The sequence below is a fragment of the Nodosilinea sp. LEGE 07088 genome (genome assembly GCF_015207395.1).
GTDB lineage: Bacteria > Cyanobacteriota > Cyanobacteriia > Phormidesmidales > Phormidesmidaceae > Nodosilinea.
Window position 1 is genome coordinate 13,491 of the sequence record NZ_JADEWX010000037.1, and the last position, 20,683, is coordinate 34,173.

A 20,683-nucleotide genomic window follows, 5' to 3' on the forward strand; every position below is an offset into this window, starting at 1 on the left:
AGGTAGCAAAAGCCCTGGCTGAGCAAGTCAGCCAAGGCTTTGAACTCTCGGCCTAGAGGGCCTCAGTCTGGTCGTCAATCAGCAGGTCATCATCATCGAGGCTGGCGCCATTCCCACTCGGAGGAGCCTCACCATTGCCCCGCGAGCTGCCGTCATCCACCGACATTCCCCCAATCATTTCATCATCACTGAGCATGTTGAGGTTGCCATCTAGGTCGTAGCTACGGGCCGTGAAATCGTCCAACACCACATCTTGAAGCACCATATCATCGTCTAAAATAGCCGACTCATAGGCCGGATCCAGCTCTGGAGCAGGCGTCTCATCATAGGCGTTATAGCCCGTACCCGCCGGAATCAAACGGCCAATGATGACATTTTCCTTCAGACCACGCAGCCAGTCCGACTTACCTTCAATCGCCGCCTCCGTCAGCACCCGGGTCGTCTCTTGGAAGCTAGCCGCAGAGATAAAGCTGTCAGTATTCAGCGACGCCTTGGTAATTCCCAGCAGCACAGGCGTGTATTCGGCTGGGGCACCACCGGTAATGGCCATCGCCTCATTCACCTGCTCCACCTGGTAGATTTCCACCAGCTCACCGGGCAGCATAGTGGTATCACCACCGTCGTCAATGCGGCACTTCGACGACATCTGCCGCACAATCACCTCGGTGTGTTTGTCAGAAATATCGATGCCCTGGGACTGGTACACCGACTGCACCTCATTCACCAAGAACGACTGCACCTGCTGCAGCGCCCCCAGAGCCGCATCGTGAATTCCCTGGCCGAGGCTGAGGTTGTACTTAAAGAACACCTCTAGAATCTGGTGGGGATTGGCCGGGCCGTCGGTGAGGTGCTCAGCCGTGCTGACGCGCTGACTGTCGGATACAATCACATTCTGGCCAGGGCTAACCGGATACTCGGTAACTACGCCATCGTCTTCAATGATTTTGACCTCTACGGTTTCATCATCGCTATACACCACCTGAGCGTTGCCCGGACGCTCAGCCAGGACACAGGCCTCCTTGGGCTTGCGCGCTTCTAGCAGTTCTTCAATGCGGGGAAGACCCTGGATAATGTCGCCAGTCTTAGCTCGCTCAAATACCAGCAGCACCAGATTGTCACCCCGCTGTACCAGATCCCCGTCTTCAATATGAAGTACCGCCCCGGTAGACACCCGGTAGGGACGTGCCAGCCTCAGCAAAATCTGGTCACCGTCAATGGCCGTTACGGTGCCTGAGTCCTCATAACTAATACCGGGAGCAAGCTCGGTATTGGCTACCACCAAGTCACCCACTTTTGCCGTGGGGGTTTTACCCTGCAAGTCCACCTTGACTCGGTCGGTCTCACGCACCACTAGCAATCGACGAATAGCCTCTTGACCTTCGCGAATACCGCGCACTTCTCCCGATTCTTTACAACGAATCTCGGTACGGGCAACCACAGCCCCAGGCTCAATCTGCTGCCCTTCTTCTACCAACAAACGAGTAACCGTACTCCCCTGGGTCTGATCGGCGACCACATCGCGACGAATCACCTGGGTCTCAAGCACAACCATCTGCAACCGCATCAGATCATCGTCTTGGTCATCGGGCACGAGCTCAATATCGGCTACCACGTGGGGCGATTCCTCTTCAATATCAAGCACCAGTTGAGTGCGCAACAGCTCAACGCCATCCACTGACTTAACGCGCTCTCCGTCTTTGAAAGGAATACGCTGAATGGCACGAAGTTTGATCGAGCCAGCCGCATCGGCAGCAGAGTCCTGACTGGGTACCGCAGGTTCGTCGGGCACCACATACTCTTCCACAGGGCGCAGTAGCAGCGCTGGCCCGTCGGGAGTTTCGACGTACTCTACGTAACGCAGATCACTGGCAACTAGCCCTGGCATCACCTCTTCTCCGGCGTTGACCAGGGTACCATCGCGGTCCATGACGTCTTCGGGGGCGTCTACCATGTGAATGTCACCAGGCTTGACCAGGATCTCCCGCAGAATGTCATTCTTTTGGGTGACTTCAACCACGCCGCTGTTTTGGCAGAAGATGTCTTTTACAACTTCGGTGCCGGCCTCTAGGTACTGGCCATCTTCCACCATGAGCAGAGAGATATCTTTGTTGACTTCGTGGGCCTCTTCTGGAATCCAAAGTAGGGTGCCGCCCTGGACAACTTCGTAGCCCTGTTTGCCCTTGCCTTTTTTAGCCACATCCACTCCGGAGAATTTGACGATACCACCGGTTTGAGTGCGGTAACGATCGTCTTCTAGCTCAGCAATTACCTGGCCACTGGTGACCTTGGCCCCCGGTGTAGCAATGAGGGAGAAACGCTGACCGTGGGAGGTTTCAATGAAGTAGTGCTCGCGCCCCTGGCCATGCTCTTTGCGCACCTGAGCCTGATCTAGCATCACTGAGGCCGTGATAATTTCCACCTCTCGCGTGCCCTTTTCGTCGTCGGCTTCGGGCAACCGCACCAAGCCACCTCGTTCGGTGGTGAGTTTGGTTTCGGCCAGGGTGTCGTCGGCATTGACGTAGTCGCCGTTGCGAACTACCGGCTCAGCGCTAGGAGGTAGGTTATACACATCCCCAGCCAGGACCCAAAGCAACCCACCCCGTTGAGCCAAACGAGTCGTGTTGCCCTGGCGGTCAGTTTTTTCTTCCTGCACTAGACCGGCAAATTTCACCTCTCCGGCCAGGTCAGAGGTCACGTCTTTAGTCGCCTTCTCGGTGACTTTACGGGTACGCCCAGCGGAGGGTAGCTCAGCCAAAAGCGCTTCTTTTTTGACCACATCGCCGTCGTTAACAAACAGAATCGTGCCCTGGGGCAGTGACTCGGTCTTGTTTTTGCCGGTGCCCTCAATGACAACGTCGGCATTTGACTCCAGCATCAGCGCCTCTTCGCCGTAGCGGGTGCGGAAAACGCGGGTCTTGAGGTTTTTGGGCAGCTTCACGGTGCCATCCTTAACCGCCCGAATGCGGGGGGCGACCTCACCAGTAAACGTACCCCCCGTGTGGAAGGTACGCATGGTCATCTGGGTGCCCGGTTCACCAATAGACTGAGCTGCGATAATGCCCACCGCCTCGCCCAGGTCAACCATTTCTGAGTGGGCCAAACTCCAGCCGTAGCAGAGGCGGCACACGGAACGGGTAGCCTCGCAGGTGAGGGGCGATCGCACCACCACCCCTGCGACCCCTGCCTCTGCCAGCATTTCTGCAGTTTCTGGCGATACGGCATGATCTTTTGCCAGCAGCACTTCACCCGTTTTAGGGTGAACCACATCTTTGGCAACGACCCGACCCAGCAGCCGGTTTTCTAGCGGAATCAGCACCCGCTCACCATCGGTCATGCTGCGCAGGGGAATGCCTCGCTCGGTGCCGCAGTCGTGCTCACGGATAATCACATCCTGGGATACGTCCACCAAGCGGCGGGTGAGATAGCCCGAGTCAGCCGTACGCAGGGCGGTGTCAACCAGACCCTTACGAGCACCATAGGAGGAGATCACATACTCGGTAACGGTCAGCCCCTCACGGAAGTTGGTCTTAATCGGTAGGTCAATGATCTCCCCTTGGGGATTGGCCATCAGACCCCGCATGCCCACCAGCTGGCGAACCTGAGAGATATTTCCCCGCGCTCCGGAGAAGGCCATCATGTACACCGAGTTGAGCGGGTTATTTTCCTTAAAGTTCTTCACCACCTGATCTTTCAGCTCTTCGCTAGTGTCATTCCAGGTGTCGATTACTTTAGTCAGACGCTCAACCTCGGTAATTTCACCTCGGGTGTAGCGCTCCTCGGTAACGCGAATATCCTCCTCGGCAGCGGCTAGCATGCCCTTCTTTTCCTGGGGTACCTGGAGATCTTCCACGCTAATGGAAACCCCTGCCCGAGTGGCATATTTGAAGCCCAAATCCTTGATGCGGTCAGCCATCTGGGATGTGCGCGCCGTGCCGTAGTGGGTAAACGACCAAGAAATCAACTTCTTGAGCTGCTTCTTGTCGATGATCCGATTTCGAAAGGTCAGTGCGTTTTGAGGTGCCCCTTGCTCAGCCATAGGTTTCGCCCTTATGTAATGGTGATGGTCGTGCGGTAGTAGTTGTGGTTTGAGATGGCCCCTTAGCCTGCGATCGCGTCGAGCACCGCTTTGTTGTAGATAATGCGGCCTGGCGTCGTCTGGATATATTGAGAAATCAGGTTGCCCTCGCTGTCTAGGCGACGGCGGCGATCGGGATAAATTTCAGTGATGGTGCCGTCTTCAGATTCCATCCGCTCGGGAGCCGCTGTATTGGGCTGATCGGACTCAACTTCGCCATCAAACCGCAACCACACCTTGGCGTGGAGCTCCACTAACCCCTGCTCAAAAGCCATGATGGCATCCTCCATGCTGGCAAAGTAGTGACCAGCTCCCTTGGTAGCACCAGGATTCTCTGCCGTCAGGTAGTAGCACCCCAGCACCATATCCTGGGATGGCGTAATGATCGGCTGCCCCGTAGCCGGTGACAACACATTGTTCGAGGCCAGCATGAGCAGCCGCGCCTCTGACTGAGCTTCTAGCGACAGCGGCACGTGAACCGCCATCTGGTCACCGTCAAAGTCAGCATTAAAGGCCGGACACACCAAGGGGTGCAGCTGAATCGCGCGGCCTTCGACCAAAATTGGCTCAAAGGCCTGAATACCTAAACGGTGCAGGGTAGGTGCCCGGTTGAGCATCACCGGGTGGCTCTCAATCACCTCTTCTAATACATCCCATACGCTGGGATCATTGTGCTGAATCAGTTTTTTCGCCGCTTTGATGTTGTTAACGAGACCCTGGCGAATCAGGCGATGGATGACAAACGGCTGAAACAGCTCAATGGCCATTTCCCGGGGCAGCCCACACTGATGGATCTTCAACTTCGGCCCCACCACAATGACCGAACGCCCAGAGTAGTCAACCCGCTTACCGAGCAGGTTTTGCCGAAAGCGGCCCTGCTTACCTTCGATAATGTCAGAGAGCGACTTCAGCGGCCTGTTGTTGGCCCCGACCACCGTGCGTCCCCGACGACCGTTGTCGATCAGCGCATCTACGGCCTCCTGAAGCATCCGTTTTTCGTTACGAACAATGATTTCAGGGGCGAGAATCTCCTGCAAGCGAGCCAGACGATTGTTGCGGTTAATCACCCGACGATAGAGATCGTTAAGGTCAGAGGTGGCGAACCGTCCGCCGTCTAACTGCACCATAGGCCGTAGATCGGGTGGAATTACCGGAATAACATCCAGCACCATCCACTCGGTTTTAGAACCGGTAGCAATAAAGTTGTCAATCACCCGCAGACGCTTGATCAACTTGGCCCGCTTCTGACCCTTAGAATTGGCAATGTCTTCCCGCAGCTTTTCAGCTACCGCCTCCAATTCCAAGTCCTCTAGTAGGCGCTGAAGGGCTTCTGCGCCAATACCCACTTCAACCCCGACCAATTCAGTCTCTTCGTCATAGAGCTGATCTTCAATTTCAATCCACTGATCTTCGGTGAGCAGCTGCTTATAGCTCAGATTTTCGGCATTACCAGGGTCGAGCACTACATAGGCATTGAAGTAGACAATCTGCTCTACGTCTCGCAAGGGCATGTCGAGCAAAATAGCAATGTAGCTCGGAATGCCCTTGAGATACCAAACGTGAGCTACTGGCGCAGCCAGTTTGATATAGCCCATGCGATGACGGCGTACCCGAGACTCAGTCACCTCCACACCGCAGCGCTCGCAAACAATGCCGCGGTGACGAACACGCTTATATTTGCCGCAGTGACATTCCCAATCCTTAGCAGGGCCAAAGATCCGCTCACAGAACAGCCCGTCCATTTCAGGCTTGAGGGTGCGGTAGTTAATGGTTTCGGGCTTGGTCACTTCGCCCACGATTTGCCCATTGGGTAGGGTGCGTTCACCCCACTGGCGAATCCGTTCGGGAGAAGCTATTCCAATTTTGACGTAGTCAAACCGCTGTTCTAGCTTGGCCATGCTGAGTGTTTTCCTTGTAAGCGCAATCTAAAGGGGGCGGGGTTAACCAACCCCTGGGGCAGGCATAGGAGCGATCGCAAAACCACAACCACTCCCAACCACAATTCAAAAGTAGAGAAGATAGGAATACTGTGGACTATTCCTCAACTTCCTCGAGATCTTCTTCCCGGGCAATCGACTCATAGGTAGGGCGAGAAGGCGTGCGTCGACTATTAACATCAGCCATCAGATCCACCTCGGTATCCCGGCTGGTGCCATCTTCCCGAGTCTCAACCTTATGCACCGCAATGTCTAAACAGAGAGACTGCAATTCCCGCATCAGCACTTTGAAGGATTCAGGAGTACCCGGACGAGGGATCGACTTGCCCTTGACAATGGCATTCAGCGCTTCGTTGCGACCCTGCATATCGTCCGACTTCACTGTCAGCAATTCTTGCAGAGTATAGGCGGCGCCAAAGGCTTCCAGTGCCCACACCTCCATTTCACCGAAACGCTGACCGCCCTGCTGGGCCTTGCCGCCCAGGGGTTGCTGGGTCACCAACGAGTAAGGCCCCGTAGAGCGAGCGTGAATCTTGTCGTCAACCAAATGCACCAGCTTCAGCATATAGGCCCGCCCCACAGTGACAGGATGATCAAAGGGCTCCCCGGTACGACCGTCGAAAACCTGAATTTTCCCAGGGTTGTCGGGGTTAAAGACCCAGTCATTACCGGTGGTCTCCCGAGCCTCCATCAGCTTGCCGTGGGTGGAGTTGCGGGAGGCCTCTTCGCCATACATCTCGTCAAAGGGAATCACCTTAAACCGGGCATCCAGGTTGTCAGCAGCCCAACCCAATAGACACTCAAATACCTGGCCTACATTCATCCGAGAGGGCACACCCAGGGGGTTGAGCACGATATCCAGGGGAGTCCCATCGGGCAGGTAGGGCATATCCTCGGTGGGCAAGATCCGGGAAATAATCCCCTTATTGCCGTGGCGACCAGCCATTTTGTCGCCCACCTGAATCTTACGTTTCTGGGCCACATAGACCCGCACCACCATATTGGCACCCGGGGGCAGCTCATCCCCCTGCTCACGGGTAAAGACGCGCACATCGACGACGCGACCTTTTTCACCGTTGGGCACGCGCAGGGAGTTATCCCTCACGTCCCGTGCCTTTTCACCAAAGATAGCCCGTAACAGCTTCTCTTCTGGGGGCTGATCAGACTCACCTTTGGGGGTGACCTTACCCACCAAAATGTCCCCCGACTCAACCCAGGCTCCAATGCGAATAATGCCGGTTTCATCCAGCTGGCGCAGTGAGTCTTCCCCGACGTTAGGGATTTCTCGGGTAATCTCTTCGGGGCCAAGCTTGGTCTGACGGGCCTCAATTTCAAACTTCTCAACGTGGATAGAGGTGTAAACATCGTCGAACACCATGCGCTCACTGAGCAAAATGGCATCCTCGTAGTTGTAGCCTTCCCAGGGCATGTAGGCGACAAGAATATTTTGTCCTAACGCCAGTTCACCCCCCTCGGTGGCCGAGCCATCGGCCAACACCTGACCTGCTTGCACCCTTTCGCCAGGAAACACGATGGGCCGCTGGTTGAGGCAGGTGTCTTGGTTGGAGCGCTGATATTTTTGCAGCTCATACCCATGGACGTTGCCTTCGGGATCGCGCACCTTAATCAGATCCGCATCCAGATATACAATTTCACCGTCGGTGTGGCTAATGATCACCATGCCCGAGTCCCGTGCGGCCTGAGCCTCCAGCCCAGTACCGACTAGAGGACGCTCAGGCTTAAGCAGCGGCACGGCCTGCCGCTGCATGTTTGAACCCATCAGCGCCCGGTTGGCATCATCGTGCTCGAGAAACGGAATCAGCGAGGTGGCCACCGAGATAATTTGTACCGGTGACACCGCTACATAGTCCACCTCAGTAGAGTCGGTGGTAGTAAAGTCTTGGCGGTAGCGCACCGGAATGGTGTCACCGATAATGTAACCATTTTCATCGGTGGCAATGTCACCAGGGGCCACCCGCAGGTCATCTTCTTCATCGGCAGTCATGTAAATCGGTTCGACGTCTTTAAAGACCCGACCATTCTCGGCTTTGAAAAAGGGAGTCTCAATGAAGCCAAACTCATTCACCCGGGCATGGGTGGCTAGGGAACCGATTAGCCCCGCGTTGGGGCCTTCTGGGGTCTCAATCGGGCAAATACGCCCATAGTGGGAGGGGTGAATATCCCGCACGGCAAAGCCCGCTCGTTCCCGAGTCAGACCACCCGGGCCTAGGGCACTGATGCGGCGCTTGTGGGTCAGCTCGGCCAGCGGATTGGTTTGATCCATAAACTGGGAAAGCTGGCTGGAACCAAAGAATTCTTTGATGGCAGCCACTAGGGGTTTGGGGTTGACCAGGGAGGCCGGCGTCAAGGAATCGGAGTCAGAAACAGTCATGCGCTCTCGGATGATGCGCTCGAGACGGTTAAGCCCAACTCGCACCTGGTTTTGCAGTAGCTCACCCACAGAGCGCACCCGGCGGTTGCCCAAGTGGTCAATATCATCAATGCTGCCGATATCGAACTCGAGATTGATGAGATAGTCGATCGCCGAAAGGATATCAGTGGGGGTCAACACCCGGGTTGCGTCGGGTACGTTCAGCCGCAGCTTGCGATTGAGCTTGTAACGACCAACTCGACCCAGGTCGTAACGCTTAGGATCTGAGAAGCGAGAGTGCAGCAGTTGCTCACCGCCAGCTACCGTCGGCGGTTCACCGGGCCGCAGCTTGCGATAAAGCTCTAGCAGAGCCTCTTCTTCGCTGAACTGGCCCTCTTTTTCGATGGTTTTTTGGAAGTAGTCGGGATGCCGTAGAGAGTCGAAAATTTCGTTATCGGTCAGCCCCAGGGCCTTCAGCAGTACTTGGGCCGACAGCTTGCGAGTTTTATCAATGCGCACCCACACCAGATCGTTTTTATCGGTCTCAAACTTGAGCCAAGCTCCACGGTTGGGAATTAGGTTGGCATTGTAGGTGCGGCGACCATTTTTATCGGTTTCGGCCTTGTAGTAGACCCCAGGGCTGCGCACAATTTGGTTGACGATTACGCGCTCGGCACCGTTGATGATGAATGTGCCGCGATCGGTCATCAGCGGCAGATCCCCAATGAAGACTTCCTGCTCTTTGATCTCACCGGTCTCTTTATTGATCAGTCGGGTCGGCACGTACATCTGCACGGCATAGGTCGCATCCCGCCGCTTGGCCTCATCGACATCGTACTTGGGACTTTTGAGCTTGTACTGCTTACCGAGAAAGTGCAGCTCAAGCTTGCCGGTGTAGTCGGTGATCGGAGAAAAGCTTTCCAGCTCTTCAATCAATCCTTCTTCTAGGAACCAGCGAAAACTAGACCGCTGAATTTCTACCAGGTCAGGTAGAACAAAGTTGGGAGGAGCTTGGTAAACAGTGGTTTCAGTCATGGGTCTCCTAGTGCAGGTGGGCCAAATGCAGATGGCCAATATCAACGACGCGTCTGGAACAGGGGAAAGGCGGGCGGGCAGATGCGATCGCCCTAACAAATAAGCCTAGCTAACTTGCCGGGGTTAGCTGGGGCGGGCAGTCAATATCAGCAGAGAAAGACAAACGTAGCTCAGTCAAATCAAATAGAGTCAAAGCATTACGGGTAGTGGTTTGAGCTAGGGTTTCGAAATCGACCTGACGTAGCTGAGCTAAATAGGCCGCCACATGATAGACAAAAGCAGGCTGATTACGCCGCTCCTTGCGACAGGGCTCTGGAGATAGAAACGGACAGTCAGTTTCAACTAACAGCCGATTGTCGGGTACAGCCTGGGCCGCAGCTTTGACCTGGTGAGCATTCTTGAACGTGACAATGCCGCTAAAGCTGATGTAAAACCCTAACTCTAAGAACCATTCGGTCTCAGCTGGAGTGCCTGCCCAGCAGTGCATCACTCCAGTGATGGGGCCAACGGTACGCTGAAATTCACGAATCATTTCAGCAGTAGCCCTAGCCGCATCCCGACAGTGAATGATGACCGGCAGACCCAGATTGTGAGCAATCAGCAACTGACGCCAAAAGGCATCGCGCTGAACGACTTCATCACTGGCCTTGTAAAAGTCAAGCCCAGTTTCACCGATGGCTACAACCCGGCGATCGGAGGTCGCTAACTCGGCGATCTGAGCGGCCGTAGCATCGTCCCATTTGTCCATGTCGAGGGGGTGAAGCCCTATCGACAAATATAACTCTGGGATCTGGTCGGCGATGCCCTGCATGGCCTCAAACTCACCCGGCTCCACGCAGGAATGTACCAAAGCCAAAACCCCGGCCTGTCGCCAGGCCTGGGCTAGTGTGTCAAGATCCCCAGCGAATGTATCAAAGTTGAGATGTACGTGGGTATCAACCAGAGGCATAACAAATGCAGCGACAAGAAAGGTCAGGAGCCTAACGGGCAATCACCCCAGCATCTCTAGGAAGCAGACCCGGCGGTCTCCTGAGCTTTGATGGCCCGGGCCAGACGGGACTTCTTACGAGCACCAGTATTGGGATGAAGCACGCCACACTTGACGGCCTTGTCAATCTTGCTGTAAGCGTTAGCCATGGTAGCCTCTACCTGTTTGAGGGTATCGGAACCAGGGCTAGCCTGATGAGCATCGACAGCGGCGAGGTAGGTTTTGGTGAGGGTCTTAACCGCCGATTTATAAGACCGATTCTGGAGCCGATTGCGTTCGGCAACTTCAATTCGTTTCAGTGCAGACTTAATGTTTGCCACAGTTCGCCCTAGCTTAACAAGATCAATTGACTGGATAAAGTATGTTAGCACCAAATGGGCCAATTGATTACTTTGGTTTGCCCCCAAATTCGTCTTCAGATCGACTAGGATGTTAGAACACTGATGCTAGCGGCTTCCTGGGTTGCCCTGTTGCCCTAGGTGGTTCCTGAATACCCGCATCAGGCTGGCTCATTTTGATTCCTAGGCTGTAATGCTGCGCATCACCCATCAGCTAACTGAGGCTAAGACAGAGCTGCAGCGCATCTGTGCTCGCACCCACGACGATCAGGTCGTTCACAAAGAAGCTACGGTACGGGAAATTCTCCACGCCATACGGCGTCAGGGGGATCAGGCTCTCTTTCAGTATACGTCGGACTTTGATGGGGTCAGCCTAAACGCAGAAACCCTGCGATTGTCGGGCGCTGAGCTCGATGCCGCTTACCAGCAGGTGAGCAAAGGTCTGCTAGATGCTATTCGTCTAGCTTGCAAAAACGTGGAGGCCTTTCATCGCCAGCGTCTGCCCCAGAGCTGGGTTCGGTTTGAGGACAATGGCGTCGTATTGGGCAAGCGCTACACCCCCATCGATCGCGCCGGTCTTTATGTACCTGGTGGTCGGGCATCGTATCCGAGCACCGTGATTATGAACGCAGTTCCAGCACGGGTGGCGGGGGTTCCCCGCGTGGTGATGGTGACACCGCCAGGTAAGACTGGCGCGGTGAACCCTGCGGTGTTGGTGGCCGCCCAGGAGGCTGGGATTACCGAGATCTATCGAATTGGTGGCGCTCAAGCGATCGGTGCGCTGGCCTACGGTACCGAAACCATCCCGGCGGTGGATGTGATTACTGGACCTGGCAATATTTATGTCACCTTGGCCAAAAAGCTGGTATTTGGCACCGTGGGTATTGATTCGTTGGCAGGTCCTTCCGAGGTGCTGGTGATTGCTGACCATACGGCTGATCCGGCCCATGTGGCGGCTGACTTGCTGGCCCAGGCAGAGCATGACCCGATGGCAGCGGCTATTTTGATTACGACCCATGATCCCCTAGCGGAGCGGGTGGCCATAGAAGTTGATCGTCAGCTAGCTGGGCACCCGCGCCAAACCCTGACAGAAAAGGCGATCGCAAACTACGGTCTAGCCGTGGTAGTTGACAGCTTGGAGATAGCGGCCGACCTCTCCAACGGCTTTGCCCCTGAACATCTCCAGCTGGAGGTAGCCGAGCCCTGGGATTTACTGGAGCATATCCGCCATGCCGGAGCTATCTTTTTGGGCCACTCTACCCCTGAGGCAGTGGGCGATTATTTAGCTGGCCCCAACCACACGTTGCCGACCTCTGGCGCCGCTCGCTACGCCTCGCCGCTGTCCACCGAAACCTTTATGAAGTACTCCAGCTTAATCCAGTATTCGCCTGAGGCTTTGCAGGGGGTGGCTGAGGCGATCGCAGTCCTGACCGACACCGAGGGGCTGCCATCCCATGGCGACTCAGTACAGCGCCGGGTGCAGTCAGATGATGATGGCGACAGTGCTCTAAACCTTTAAAATTGGGGTACTCCTAAAAAGGTAAGGATGGTTATGATCCTCTTTCTGAAAGGGTTTCGATCAATGAAGCTAGCTTCTGAGTGCCGAAGTATCCTGGTTATTCACAGGATTTCAACCCACAATCCACGGGAGAATCAGTGTTCCAGCCCTCAACGAGCATATATACTTAGCGCCTTCGAGAAGGATGTAAAACTTGATATCCCTTGCTGCATATAGGATTCAGCCATCCTTACCTATGGGGCACTACCAAAATTGGCTCTCTAACTGGGTGCTGAAAGCCTGTGGCACAATTAACGGGTTAACGCTCCTGGGTCTAGGTTGAGCTGCTATGACAAAATTTGTATTTGTAACCGGCGGGGTGGTGTCGAGTATTGGTAAAGGGATTGTTGCGGCTAGTCTGGGTCGGTTGCTTAAATCGCGCGACTATTCTGTCTCTATTCTCAAGCTTGACCCCTATATCAACGTCGACCCAGGCACCATGAGCCCGTTTCAGCATGGCGAGGTGTTCGTCACCGAAGACGGCGCTGAGACCGATCTTGACCTGGGTCACTACGAGCGCTTTACCGATACCGCGATGTCGCGACTCAACAGTGTAACTACCGGCTCAATTTACCAAGCCGTGATTAACCGAGAGCGGCGGGGTGACTATCAAGGGGGAACTGTCCAGGTGATTCCCCATATCACCAACGAGATTAAGGAGCGCATTCATCGAGTGGCACGCAACACCAATCCCGATGTCGTGATTACCGAGATTGGGGGCACCGTGGGCGACATCGAATCGCTGCCGTTTTTAGAGGCCATTCGCCAGTTTCGCAAAGATGTCGGCCGCCAGGATGTGCTCTACATGCACGTTACCTTGGTGCCCTGGATTGCTTCGGCCGGAGAGCTGAAAACCAAGCCTACCCAGCACTCCGTCAAAGAGTTGCGCTCCATTGGTATCCAGCCCGATATCTTGGTGTGCCGCTGCGAGTGCCCGCTACCTCAACCCATGAAGGAAAAAATTGCCGAATTTTGTGACGTGCCAGCCGAGGCAGTGGTTACTTGCCAAGATGCCAGCAGCATCTACGAGGTGCCCCTCAAACTTGAGCAGGAAGGATTGGCCCACCAGGCGATGAAAATGCTTTCCCTCGATCAGCGTCACCCCCATTTGGGCCATTGGGAAGCTCTGGTAGAAGGGCTTTATAGCTCTAGCCGCCCGGTGGATATTGCCATCGTAGGCAAGTACGTTAGCCTTAACGATGCCTACCTATCGGTAGTCGAAGCCCTGCGGCACGCTGCGATCGCCCATCGTGCGGCCCTGAATGTGCGCTGGGTCAACTCCGAAGAGATCGAGAGCGATGGCCCTGAGGCTTACTTGAGCGGTGTCAATGGTATTTTGGTGCCCGGGGGGTTTGGTTCCCGTGGCATTGGCGGCAAGGTGCAGGCAATTCAGTACGCCCGAGAGCGAAATATTCCGTTTCTGGGGCTGTGCCTGGGAATGCAGTGTTCGGTGGTGGAGTGGGCCTGCAATGTGGCTCATCTAGACCATGCCGATAGTTCTGAATTCACCCCAGACACTCCAAATCCAGTGATTAGTCTGCTGCCTGAGCAACAGGATGTCGTCGATCTCGGCGGTACTATGCGCCTAGGCCTTTACCCCTGCCGCCTGGTGCCTGACACCTTAGCCCGACGCCTCTACGACAAAGAAGTCATCTACGAACGCCATCGCCACCGCTACGAATTTAACAATGCCTATCGCAATCTATTTGTGGAGTCAGGCTACACCGTTAGCGGCACCTCCCCCGACGGTCGTCTGGTGGAGATCATTGAGCTACCCAACCATCCTTTCTTTATTGCCAGTCAGTTTCACCCTGAGTTTCAGTCGCGACCTAGCGCTCCCCATCCATTGTTTTTAGGCCTGATGAAGGCCGCCTTAGGCACAGCCATGCCGATAGCTACCCCTGTTGAAGTGGGGGCGGCTGTCGAGGGCTAGGTTGGATTTGCTCTAACCGCAGGACAACATTGGAGCAGGCGAACCGCTCAAGGTTAGGGGCTCAATCTGCGCTCATTCCCTGCAATCCGGTTAATTTGGATGTTATATCACATCCGCTCCAGCACCCGAATGCCGAGCAGCATTAACCCTAGTTTCAGGGTTTTTGCGGTCAGGTCGCACAGCAGCAGGCGAGAGGTACGCTGGGGTTCGTCGGCCTGCAGGACAGAGCAGCGATCGTAGAACTGGTTGAACTTTTGGCTGAGCTCAAACAAGTACTGGCAGAGGCGATTGGGATAAAGCTCTTGGGCCACTTCCCCCAGCACCTCGTCGAGCTGAAGCAGATGACGAGCCAGGGCAAACTCGCTGTCGTCTTCGAGGTGGATGCGAGCCTCGGCGGGCAGGTGGTCGAGGTCGACATCGCCCTTGCGGCTAATGCCCTGCACCCGCACGTAGGCATAGAGCATGTAGGGAGCGGTGTTGCCCTGCAGGGCCAGCATCTTATCAAAGCTAAAGATGTAGTTGCTGGTGCGATTTTGGCTCAGGTCCGCATACTTGACCGCGCCAATGCCCACCGCTTCGGCCACGTTTTGAATAAATGCCTCGGTTTCGTCGCGCTCCTCGGTTTGAATACGGGTTTCCAGGTCTGTGCGAGCGCGGCTGACTGCTTCATCCAGCAGATCCCTGAGCCGGATCGTTTCACCGGAGCGGGTTTTGAACTTTTTGCCGTCTTCGCCCTGCACCACGCCAAACGGTACGTGGGTGAGTTTGACCTCAGCCGGAATCCAACCCGCCTTGGCTGCCACCTGAAACACCTGGGCGAAATGGTTGCCCTGCCCGGCATCGACCACGTAGAGCACGCGCTCGGCCCCGTCTTGCTGGGTGCGGTAGCGAATGGCCGCCAGGTCTGTGGTGGCATAGTTATAGCCGCCGTCGGATTTTTGAATGATCAGCGGCAGGGGGTCGCCGTCTTTATTGGTGAAGCCATCCACAAAGACAACCTGAGCGCCCTGGTCTTCGACCAGCAGACCCTGCTGGGCTAAATCTTTCACGACATCGGGCAAAAAGGAATTGTAGAACGACTCACCCCGTTCCTGAATCGTAATGTCGAGACGGTCATAGAGCTTTTGGAACTCCTGTCGAGACTGCTCGCACAGAGCTTCCCAGGCTTTGCGGGCGGTGGGTTCCCCGGACTGCAAGCTGACGACGGCCTCGCGGGAGCGAGTCTTGAAGTCGTCGTCGGTATCGAAGCGTTTTTTGGCTTCTTTGTAGAACGCCACCAGATCGCCGATATCGACGTTGCCTCCAGCCTCCAGCGCCTCGGGGCAGGCTTCTTTGAGATGGGTAATCAGCATGCCAAACTGGGTGCCCCAGTCGCCGACGTGGTTGAGACGCAGCACGTCATGGCCCATAAACTCCTGTACTCGGGCAATGGAGTCACCGATGATGGTAGACCGCAGGTGACCTACATGCATCTCCTTGGCAATATTTGGTGCTGAAAAATCAACGATGACCTTTTGGGGGTGGGCGGTAGGGGCCACTCCCAGTCGTGGGTCAGTCTGCATGGCCCGGAGTTGGTCTTCTAAATACTGGGTTTTAAAGCGCAGATTGATAAAGCCAGGGCCAGCAATTTCGGGCGGCTCACACAGGTCGCTAACGTCGAGTTGTGCAACAATTTGGGCGGCGATATCGCGGGGTTTTTGCTGCAGGGGCTTGGCCAGCGCCATGGCCAGGTTGGCCTGGTAGTCGCCAAACTTGGGGTTGCTGGTGGGCACCAGCATGGGGTCGGTACCAGCCAGGTCGTTGCCAAAGGCGACGACCAGCGCCTGGTCAAACCGGGCGGCGAGTTGTGCAAGTGTAGACTTCATAGTGTGTTGACCCTAACCCCTGTCCGAAGATCTCCCTAGTTTTAAGCCGCCTATGCCGAGTTCTAACCCGCTGTTGCCAGCTAGTGCGATCGCAGCGCTACCCGAATCTATCTTTGTGCATCCTCTCAATCCTAGGGCAATCCGCCACGGTAAGTCGCTGGGCGACGAAACCGGATTGCAGTATCTAGGTGTTCACCTGGTGCGGGTCGAGCCTGGCCACGATTCGACCCAGCACCACCTGCACCAGGCCGAAGAAGAGTTTATCTACATTCTCTCGGGGCGCGGGGTGGCCGAAATTGGCGAGGAGACCGTAGAAGTGGGCCCGGGCGATTTTATGGGCTTTGTCACCGGCGGCCCGGCCCACAGCCTCAGCAACCCCTTTGCCGAGGACCTAGTCTACCTGGTGGGTGGCCTGCGGCTAGAGTTTGACATTTGCGACTATCCCAAAATCAACACTCGCATGTATCGCCGGGGCGAGCGGCGAGAGTATGTGACTTTAGAGGAATGAGCGCGGTCTATCACCGATTTCTTGGCGTCGATCTGGGTTGGCAAAGTGGCCCGACAGGATTGTGCTGCCTCAGTCTAGAATGCGGCACTCTCCGGCTAGTGGCGCTCGATCGCATCCAAAGCGTAGACGATATTCTGGCCTGGATTGCCCACTGGGCTGACGGGTCCACCAACGCCGTGGTCGCTGTGGATGCACCGACGCTAATCCCCAATGAGACCGGGATGCGCCTGCCCGATCGCCTGGCCCACAAGTACTTTGGCCGCTACGACGCGGGCTGCTACCCGGCCAACCGGGGCCGACCCTTTGCAGAAAAACTCATTGCCTTTGGTCTAGCGTTGGAAGACCTGGGCTTTCGGCATCAGCCCGACACCAACCCCCAGCCCCAGGGACGGTTTCAGCTCGAGGTTTTCCCCCATCCGGTGACGGTGCACCTATTTGGTCTGAGCCGGATTCTGAAGTACAAAAAAGGTACCTTGGCCCAGCGTCGTCCCGAACTGGAAAAGCTGCGACAGTACCAGCTCTCAGTGCTGCCCACCCTGGAGCCTGCTTTGACCCTGAAGGAATCCAATTTGCCGGAAATTCCCACCACCGGGAAAGCGATGAAGGCCGTGGAAGACCAGCTCGATAGCCTTACCTGCGCCTATGCTGCCGCCCACTGGTGGTATTGGGGCAGAGAACGAAATTGGGTATTGGGCGATGTTGCCGAGGGCTACATCGTCGTACCGGCTCCGGTTAACGGGCCGCCCCAGCCCGCTACACTAAAGCCTTAGGAACCCAGAAATTTCCTCCACTCGCCCATGCCAAAGCCCCTCGATATTGATGATTTTCTGCAAGGCTCTGGCCCGATTCTGGATGTGCGCAGTCCGGGAGAATATGCCCAGGGGCACATTCCTGGGGCAGTGAGCTTTCCGCTTTTTAGCGATACCGAGCGCGCCCAGGTGGGTACCTGCTACAAGCAGGTGGGCCGCGACTCGGCGGTAGAGTTGGGGTTCGACATCGCTGGCCCCAAGTGCGGCGAGTTCATTCGCACGGCCCGGGCACTAGCCCCCGATTCGCAAAGCGATCCGTTTCGGCATCGCCAGTTGCGGGTGCACTGCTGGCGCGGCGGCATGCGCAGCGGCGGCATGGGCTGGATTTTGGAACTGGCCGGGTTCACGGTTTACACCCTAGCGGGCGGCTATAAAGCCTACCGCCGCTGGGTGCGCGAGACCCTGGCAATACCCAAGCCGATCGCGATTTTAGGCGGCATGACCGGCAGCGGTAAGACCTTAATTTTGCAAGCGCTAGCCGATCTAGGGGAACCCGTGCTGGATTTAGAGGCCCTAGCCCACCATCGCGGCAGCAGCTTTGGGGCACTGCTGCTGCCGCCCCAGCCCTCCACCGAGCACTACGAAAATTTGCTGGCCGAGCAGTGGGCCAAGTTCCCACTCGATAGTCAAGGACTGACCCCAAAGGGGCAACGCCCGATCTGGCTAGAGGCGGAGAGCCGTCGGGTGGGTACCTGCCGCATTCCCAACGAGTTGTTTACCCAGATGGAGGCAGCCCCGGCCATTGAGGTGGTGCGATCGCTCGACGAACGTCTCGATCTACTGGTAGATATCTACGGCGAAGCCGCTACCGCTGAGCTGGTTGACGCCACCGAACGCATTCGCAAGCGGTTGGGGGGCGATCGCACCCAGACGGCGGTGCAGCATATCCAGATCGGCAATCTGCGAGCCGCCTGCGCCATAATCTTGGACTATTACGATCGCGCCTACCGCCACGATCTGGAGCGACGCCATCGAGCAATTCCCAAACTCGATGTCAGTGGTTTGTCGCCTGCGGCCAGCGCCCGGCTTTTAGTCGAGCGCTGGCCGCAGCTGTGCCCACATTAGCGGATTAGGTCGATGACACCGGCTCGTTTCCCAGACTTGAGGGCTAGGAATTGGGCTCAGCCGTCACGCTTGTCGCACCATCGACGGTCATGGCGATTTTCTTAGCTTGCTCCAGCACACCCGCAGCATCAGGGTTGTACTTCAGCACTACGGTAGAGCCAGTTTGGGCGACCCAAAGCCCCACATTGTCAGACAGCCCTGCATCGTCAAAGGCCTTAGCCACCCGCTTAGCCAGACCGCTTTCATCAAACTTGCCATCTAAGCCCACCTTAGCCGGGTCAATCTGAGCCGCAGAAGCCGCCTGCTTAACATTGACGCTAGGGGTAGCCTGCGCTTTTTCTTCTTCTTTTTTGCCAAATAGCTTGCCTAGAAAACCCATGACATATCTCCTGTGAATCGAACCAACTGACTGTAGCACCCGCGCGACTTAACCTAAGCACATGGGATGAACCCTCGGCTCAGCGCCTCAGCCACACTGGGCTTGAAATCTATCAGTAGATAGTAAAGGACTGATCAAGGGGCACCAAGAATCTCCGGATAGAGGTACGTTCTAGGTCTTTAGGCAGAAGCTGTGGGGAGCAATGGAGGGAAGGCTTTGGGCTAGAATAAGAGACTTGACCATGCGATCGCCATCGTCCGGTTCGCCTCTACTTCAAACACTATTGCCCCACAGGTCTGCCATGAGTAAGGGTACGCTATTCGACAAAGTTTGGGATTTACACACCGTTGGCACCTTGTCATCGGGGCAGACCCAGCTCTTCATTGGTCTGCATCTGGTCCATGAGGTCACCAGCCCCCAGGCCTTTGCCATGGTGCGCGAGCGGCAGCTAAAAGTCATGTATCCCCAGCGCACCGTCGCCACCGTAGACCACATCGTGCCGACCGAAAGCCAGGCCCGTCCCTTTGCTGACCCCCTGGCCGAAGCCATGATGCAAGCGCTAGAGCAAAACTGCCAGGAACACGGCATCCGCTTTTACAACATTGGCTCCGGTAGCCAAGGCATTGTCCATGTGATCGCCCCCGAGCAGGGGTTGACTCAACCCGGTATGACCATTGCCTGCGGCGACAGTCATACCTCGACCCACGGCGCTTTTGGGGCGATCGCCTTTGGCATCGGCACCAGCCAGGTGCGCGACGTGCTAGCCTCCCAGACCCTCGCCCTAGGCAAACTTAAGGTTCGCCGCATCGAGGTCAACGGAGAACTCTCCTCCGGTGTCTACGCCAAAGATGTTGTCCTACATATCATCCGTAAACTCGGAGTCAAGGGCGGCGTGGGCTATGCCTACGAATTTGCAGGTACCACCATTGAAGCCATGTCGATGGAAGAGCGGATGACCCTGTGCAATATGGCAATCGAAGGCGGGGCCCGCTGCGGCTACGTCAACCCTGACCCAACTACCTATGACTACCTACAGGGGCGCGATTTTGCCCCCCAAGGAACGGCATGGGATGAGGCCGTCAGCTGGTGGAACACCCTACGCAGCGATACCGATGCTCAGTACGACAACGTGGTGGTCTTCGATGCCGCTGACATTGCCCCCACCGTTACCTGGGGCATTACCCCTGGCCAGGGCCTCGGCGTGGATGAAACGATGCCTGCCCTCGAAAGCCTGCCGGACGACGAGCAGGTACTGGCCCAAGAAGCCTTTGCCTATATGGACTTTACCCCTGGCCAAAGGATTAAGGGTACGGCCATCGACGTGTGCTTTATTGGCAGCTGCACCAACGGGCGGCTCAGCGATCTGCGAGAAGCCGCTAAGGTAGCCCAAGGACGCACCGTCGCCACAGGTGTGAAAGCCTTTGTGGTACCTGGTTCAGAACGAGTCAAGCAGGAGGCTGAGGCCGAAGGGCTCGATCAGGTCTTTACCGCTGCGGGCTTTGAGTGGCGAGAGGCAGGATGCTCGATGTGTCTGGCGATGAACCCAGACAAACTCCAGGGACGACAGATTAGCGCCTCATCGTCTAACCGCAACTTCAAGGGGCGTCAGGGCTCTGCCTCAGGGCGCACTCTACTCATGAGCCCAGCCATGGTGGCCGCAGCGGCTGTGGCCGGTCAGGTGACTGATGTACGTGACTATATAACTGCCTCCTAAGGCTGCTCCAGTTTTCTCCCAGGGGTAGTATTGCAAACAGCCAAAATAGGCTCAATTAGTGCGGCAAATCACAAGTTTTAATGAGCTATTTGCCCAGCCTTAACCTAA

The 20,683-nt window shown here is 56.1% G+C and carries 13 protein-coding genes; 6 read left to right on the forward strand and 7 right to left on the reverse strand.

Annotated elements, in window-relative coordinates; genetic code table 11:
* Positions 1 to 52: 52 nt before the first annotated feature.
* The 5 genes from IQ254_RS11385 to rpsT form a co-directional block, all read right to left on the reverse strand.
* A complete protein-coding gene (locus tag IQ254_RS11385) occupies positions 53 to 4,036 on the reverse strand; it encodes a DNA-directed RNA polymerase subunit beta' (protein WP_193966276.1) in 3,984 nt (1,327 codons plus the stop codon).
* A gap of 62 nt (positions 4,037 to 4,098) precedes the next feature.
* Entirely contained in the window at positions 4,099 to 5,973 is a 1,875-nt protein-coding gene (locus IQ254_RS32075; protein WP_193966277.1) for a DNA-directed RNA polymerase subunit gamma, read from the reverse strand.
* A 136-nt stretch (positions 5,974 to 6,109) separates the two neighbouring features.
* Positions 6,110 to 9,418 (reverse strand): DNA-directed RNA polymerase subunit beta, encoded by a 3,309-nt coding sequence (gene rpoB, locus IQ254_RS11395; protein WP_193966278.1) that lies wholly within the window; start codon positions 9,416 to 9,418, stop codon positions 6,110 to 6,112.
* Between the two features lie 109 nt (positions 9,419 to 9,527).
* Positions 9,528 to 10,367, reverse strand: a complete 840-nt coding sequence (locus IQ254_RS11400) for a TatD family hydrolase (protein ID WP_193966279.1) — start codon at positions 10,365 to 10,367, stop codon at positions 9,528 to 9,530.
* Positions 10,368 to 10,423: 56 nt separating this feature from the next.
* Positions 10,424 to 10,726 (reverse strand): 30S ribosomal protein S20, encoded by a 303-nt coding sequence (gene rpsT, locus IQ254_RS11405; RefSeq protein WP_193966280.1) that lies wholly within the window; start codon positions 10,724 to 10,726, stop codon positions 10,424 to 10,426.
* A gap of 211 nt (positions 10,727 to 10,937) precedes the next feature.
* On the opposite strand from rpsT, the gene hisD reads away from it, so the two are divergent.
* Positions 10,938 to 12,263, forward strand: a complete 1,326-nt coding sequence (gene hisD, locus IQ254_RS11410; protein WP_193966281.1) for a histidinol dehydrogenase — start codon at positions 10,938 to 10,940, stop codon at positions 12,261 to 12,263.
* A gap of 328 nt (positions 12,264 to 12,591) precedes the next feature.
* The gene (locus IQ254_RS11415; protein ID WP_193966282.1) at positions 12,592 to 14,235 is read left to right on the forward strand and encodes a CTP synthase; all 1,644 of its coding nucleotides are present in this window, start codon (positions 12,592 to 12,594) and stop codon (positions 14,233 to 14,235) included.
* 107 nt (positions 14,236 to 14,342) lie between these two features.
* Here IQ254_RS11415 and argS read toward each other — a convergent pair whose 3' ends face one another.
* Positions 14,343 to 16,100, reverse strand: coding sequence for an arginine--tRNA ligase (gene argS / locus IQ254_RS11420; RefSeq protein WP_193966283.1), 1,758 nt, complete (start codon positions 16,098 to 16,100; stop codon positions 14,343 to 14,345).
* A 52-nt stretch (positions 16,101 to 16,152) separates the two neighbouring features.
* On the opposite strand from argS, the gene IQ254_RS11425 reads away from it, so the two are divergent.
* From IQ254_RS11425 to mnmH, 3 genes are read left to right on the forward strand one after another with little or no spacing between them, the layout of a single operon-like run.
* Positions 16,153 to 16,608, forward strand: coding sequence for a cupin domain-containing protein (locus tag IQ254_RS11425; RefSeq protein WP_193966284.1), 456 nt, complete (start codon positions 16,153 to 16,155; stop codon positions 16,606 to 16,608).
* On the forward strand, positions 16,605 to 17,378 hold the full coding sequence (locus IQ254_RS11430; RefSeq protein ID WP_193966285.1) for a DUF429 domain-containing protein: 774 nt from the start codon (positions 16,605 to 16,607) through the stop codon (positions 17,376 to 17,378). Before IQ254_RS11425 ends, IQ254_RS11430 begins: the two co-directional genes overlap by 4 nt.
* Before the next feature lie 27 nt (positions 17,379 to 17,405).
* The gene (gene mnmH, locus IQ254_RS11435; protein WP_193966286.1) at positions 17,406 to 18,482 is read left to right on the forward strand and encodes a tRNA 2-selenouridine(34) synthase MnmH; all 1,077 of its coding nucleotides are present in this window, start codon (positions 17,406 to 17,408) and stop codon (positions 18,480 to 18,482) included.
* A gap of 43 nt (positions 18,483 to 18,525) precedes the next feature.
* Here mnmH and IQ254_RS11440 read toward each other — a convergent pair whose 3' ends face one another.
* Positions 18,526 to 18,861, reverse strand: a complete 336-nt coding sequence (locus tag IQ254_RS11440; RefSeq protein ID WP_193966287.1) for a hypothetical protein — start codon at positions 18,859 to 18,861, stop codon at positions 18,526 to 18,528.
* Positions 18,862 to 19,162: 301 nt separating this feature from the next.
* On the opposite strand from IQ254_RS11440, the gene leuC reads away from it, so the two are divergent.
* Positions 19,163 to 20,575 (forward strand): 3-isopropylmalate dehydratase large subunit, encoded by a 1,413-nt coding sequence (leuC, locus tag IQ254_RS11445; protein ID WP_193966288.1) that lies wholly within the window; start codon positions 19,163 to 19,165, stop codon positions 20,573 to 20,575.
* Positions 20,576 to 20,683 lie beyond the last annotated feature (108 nt).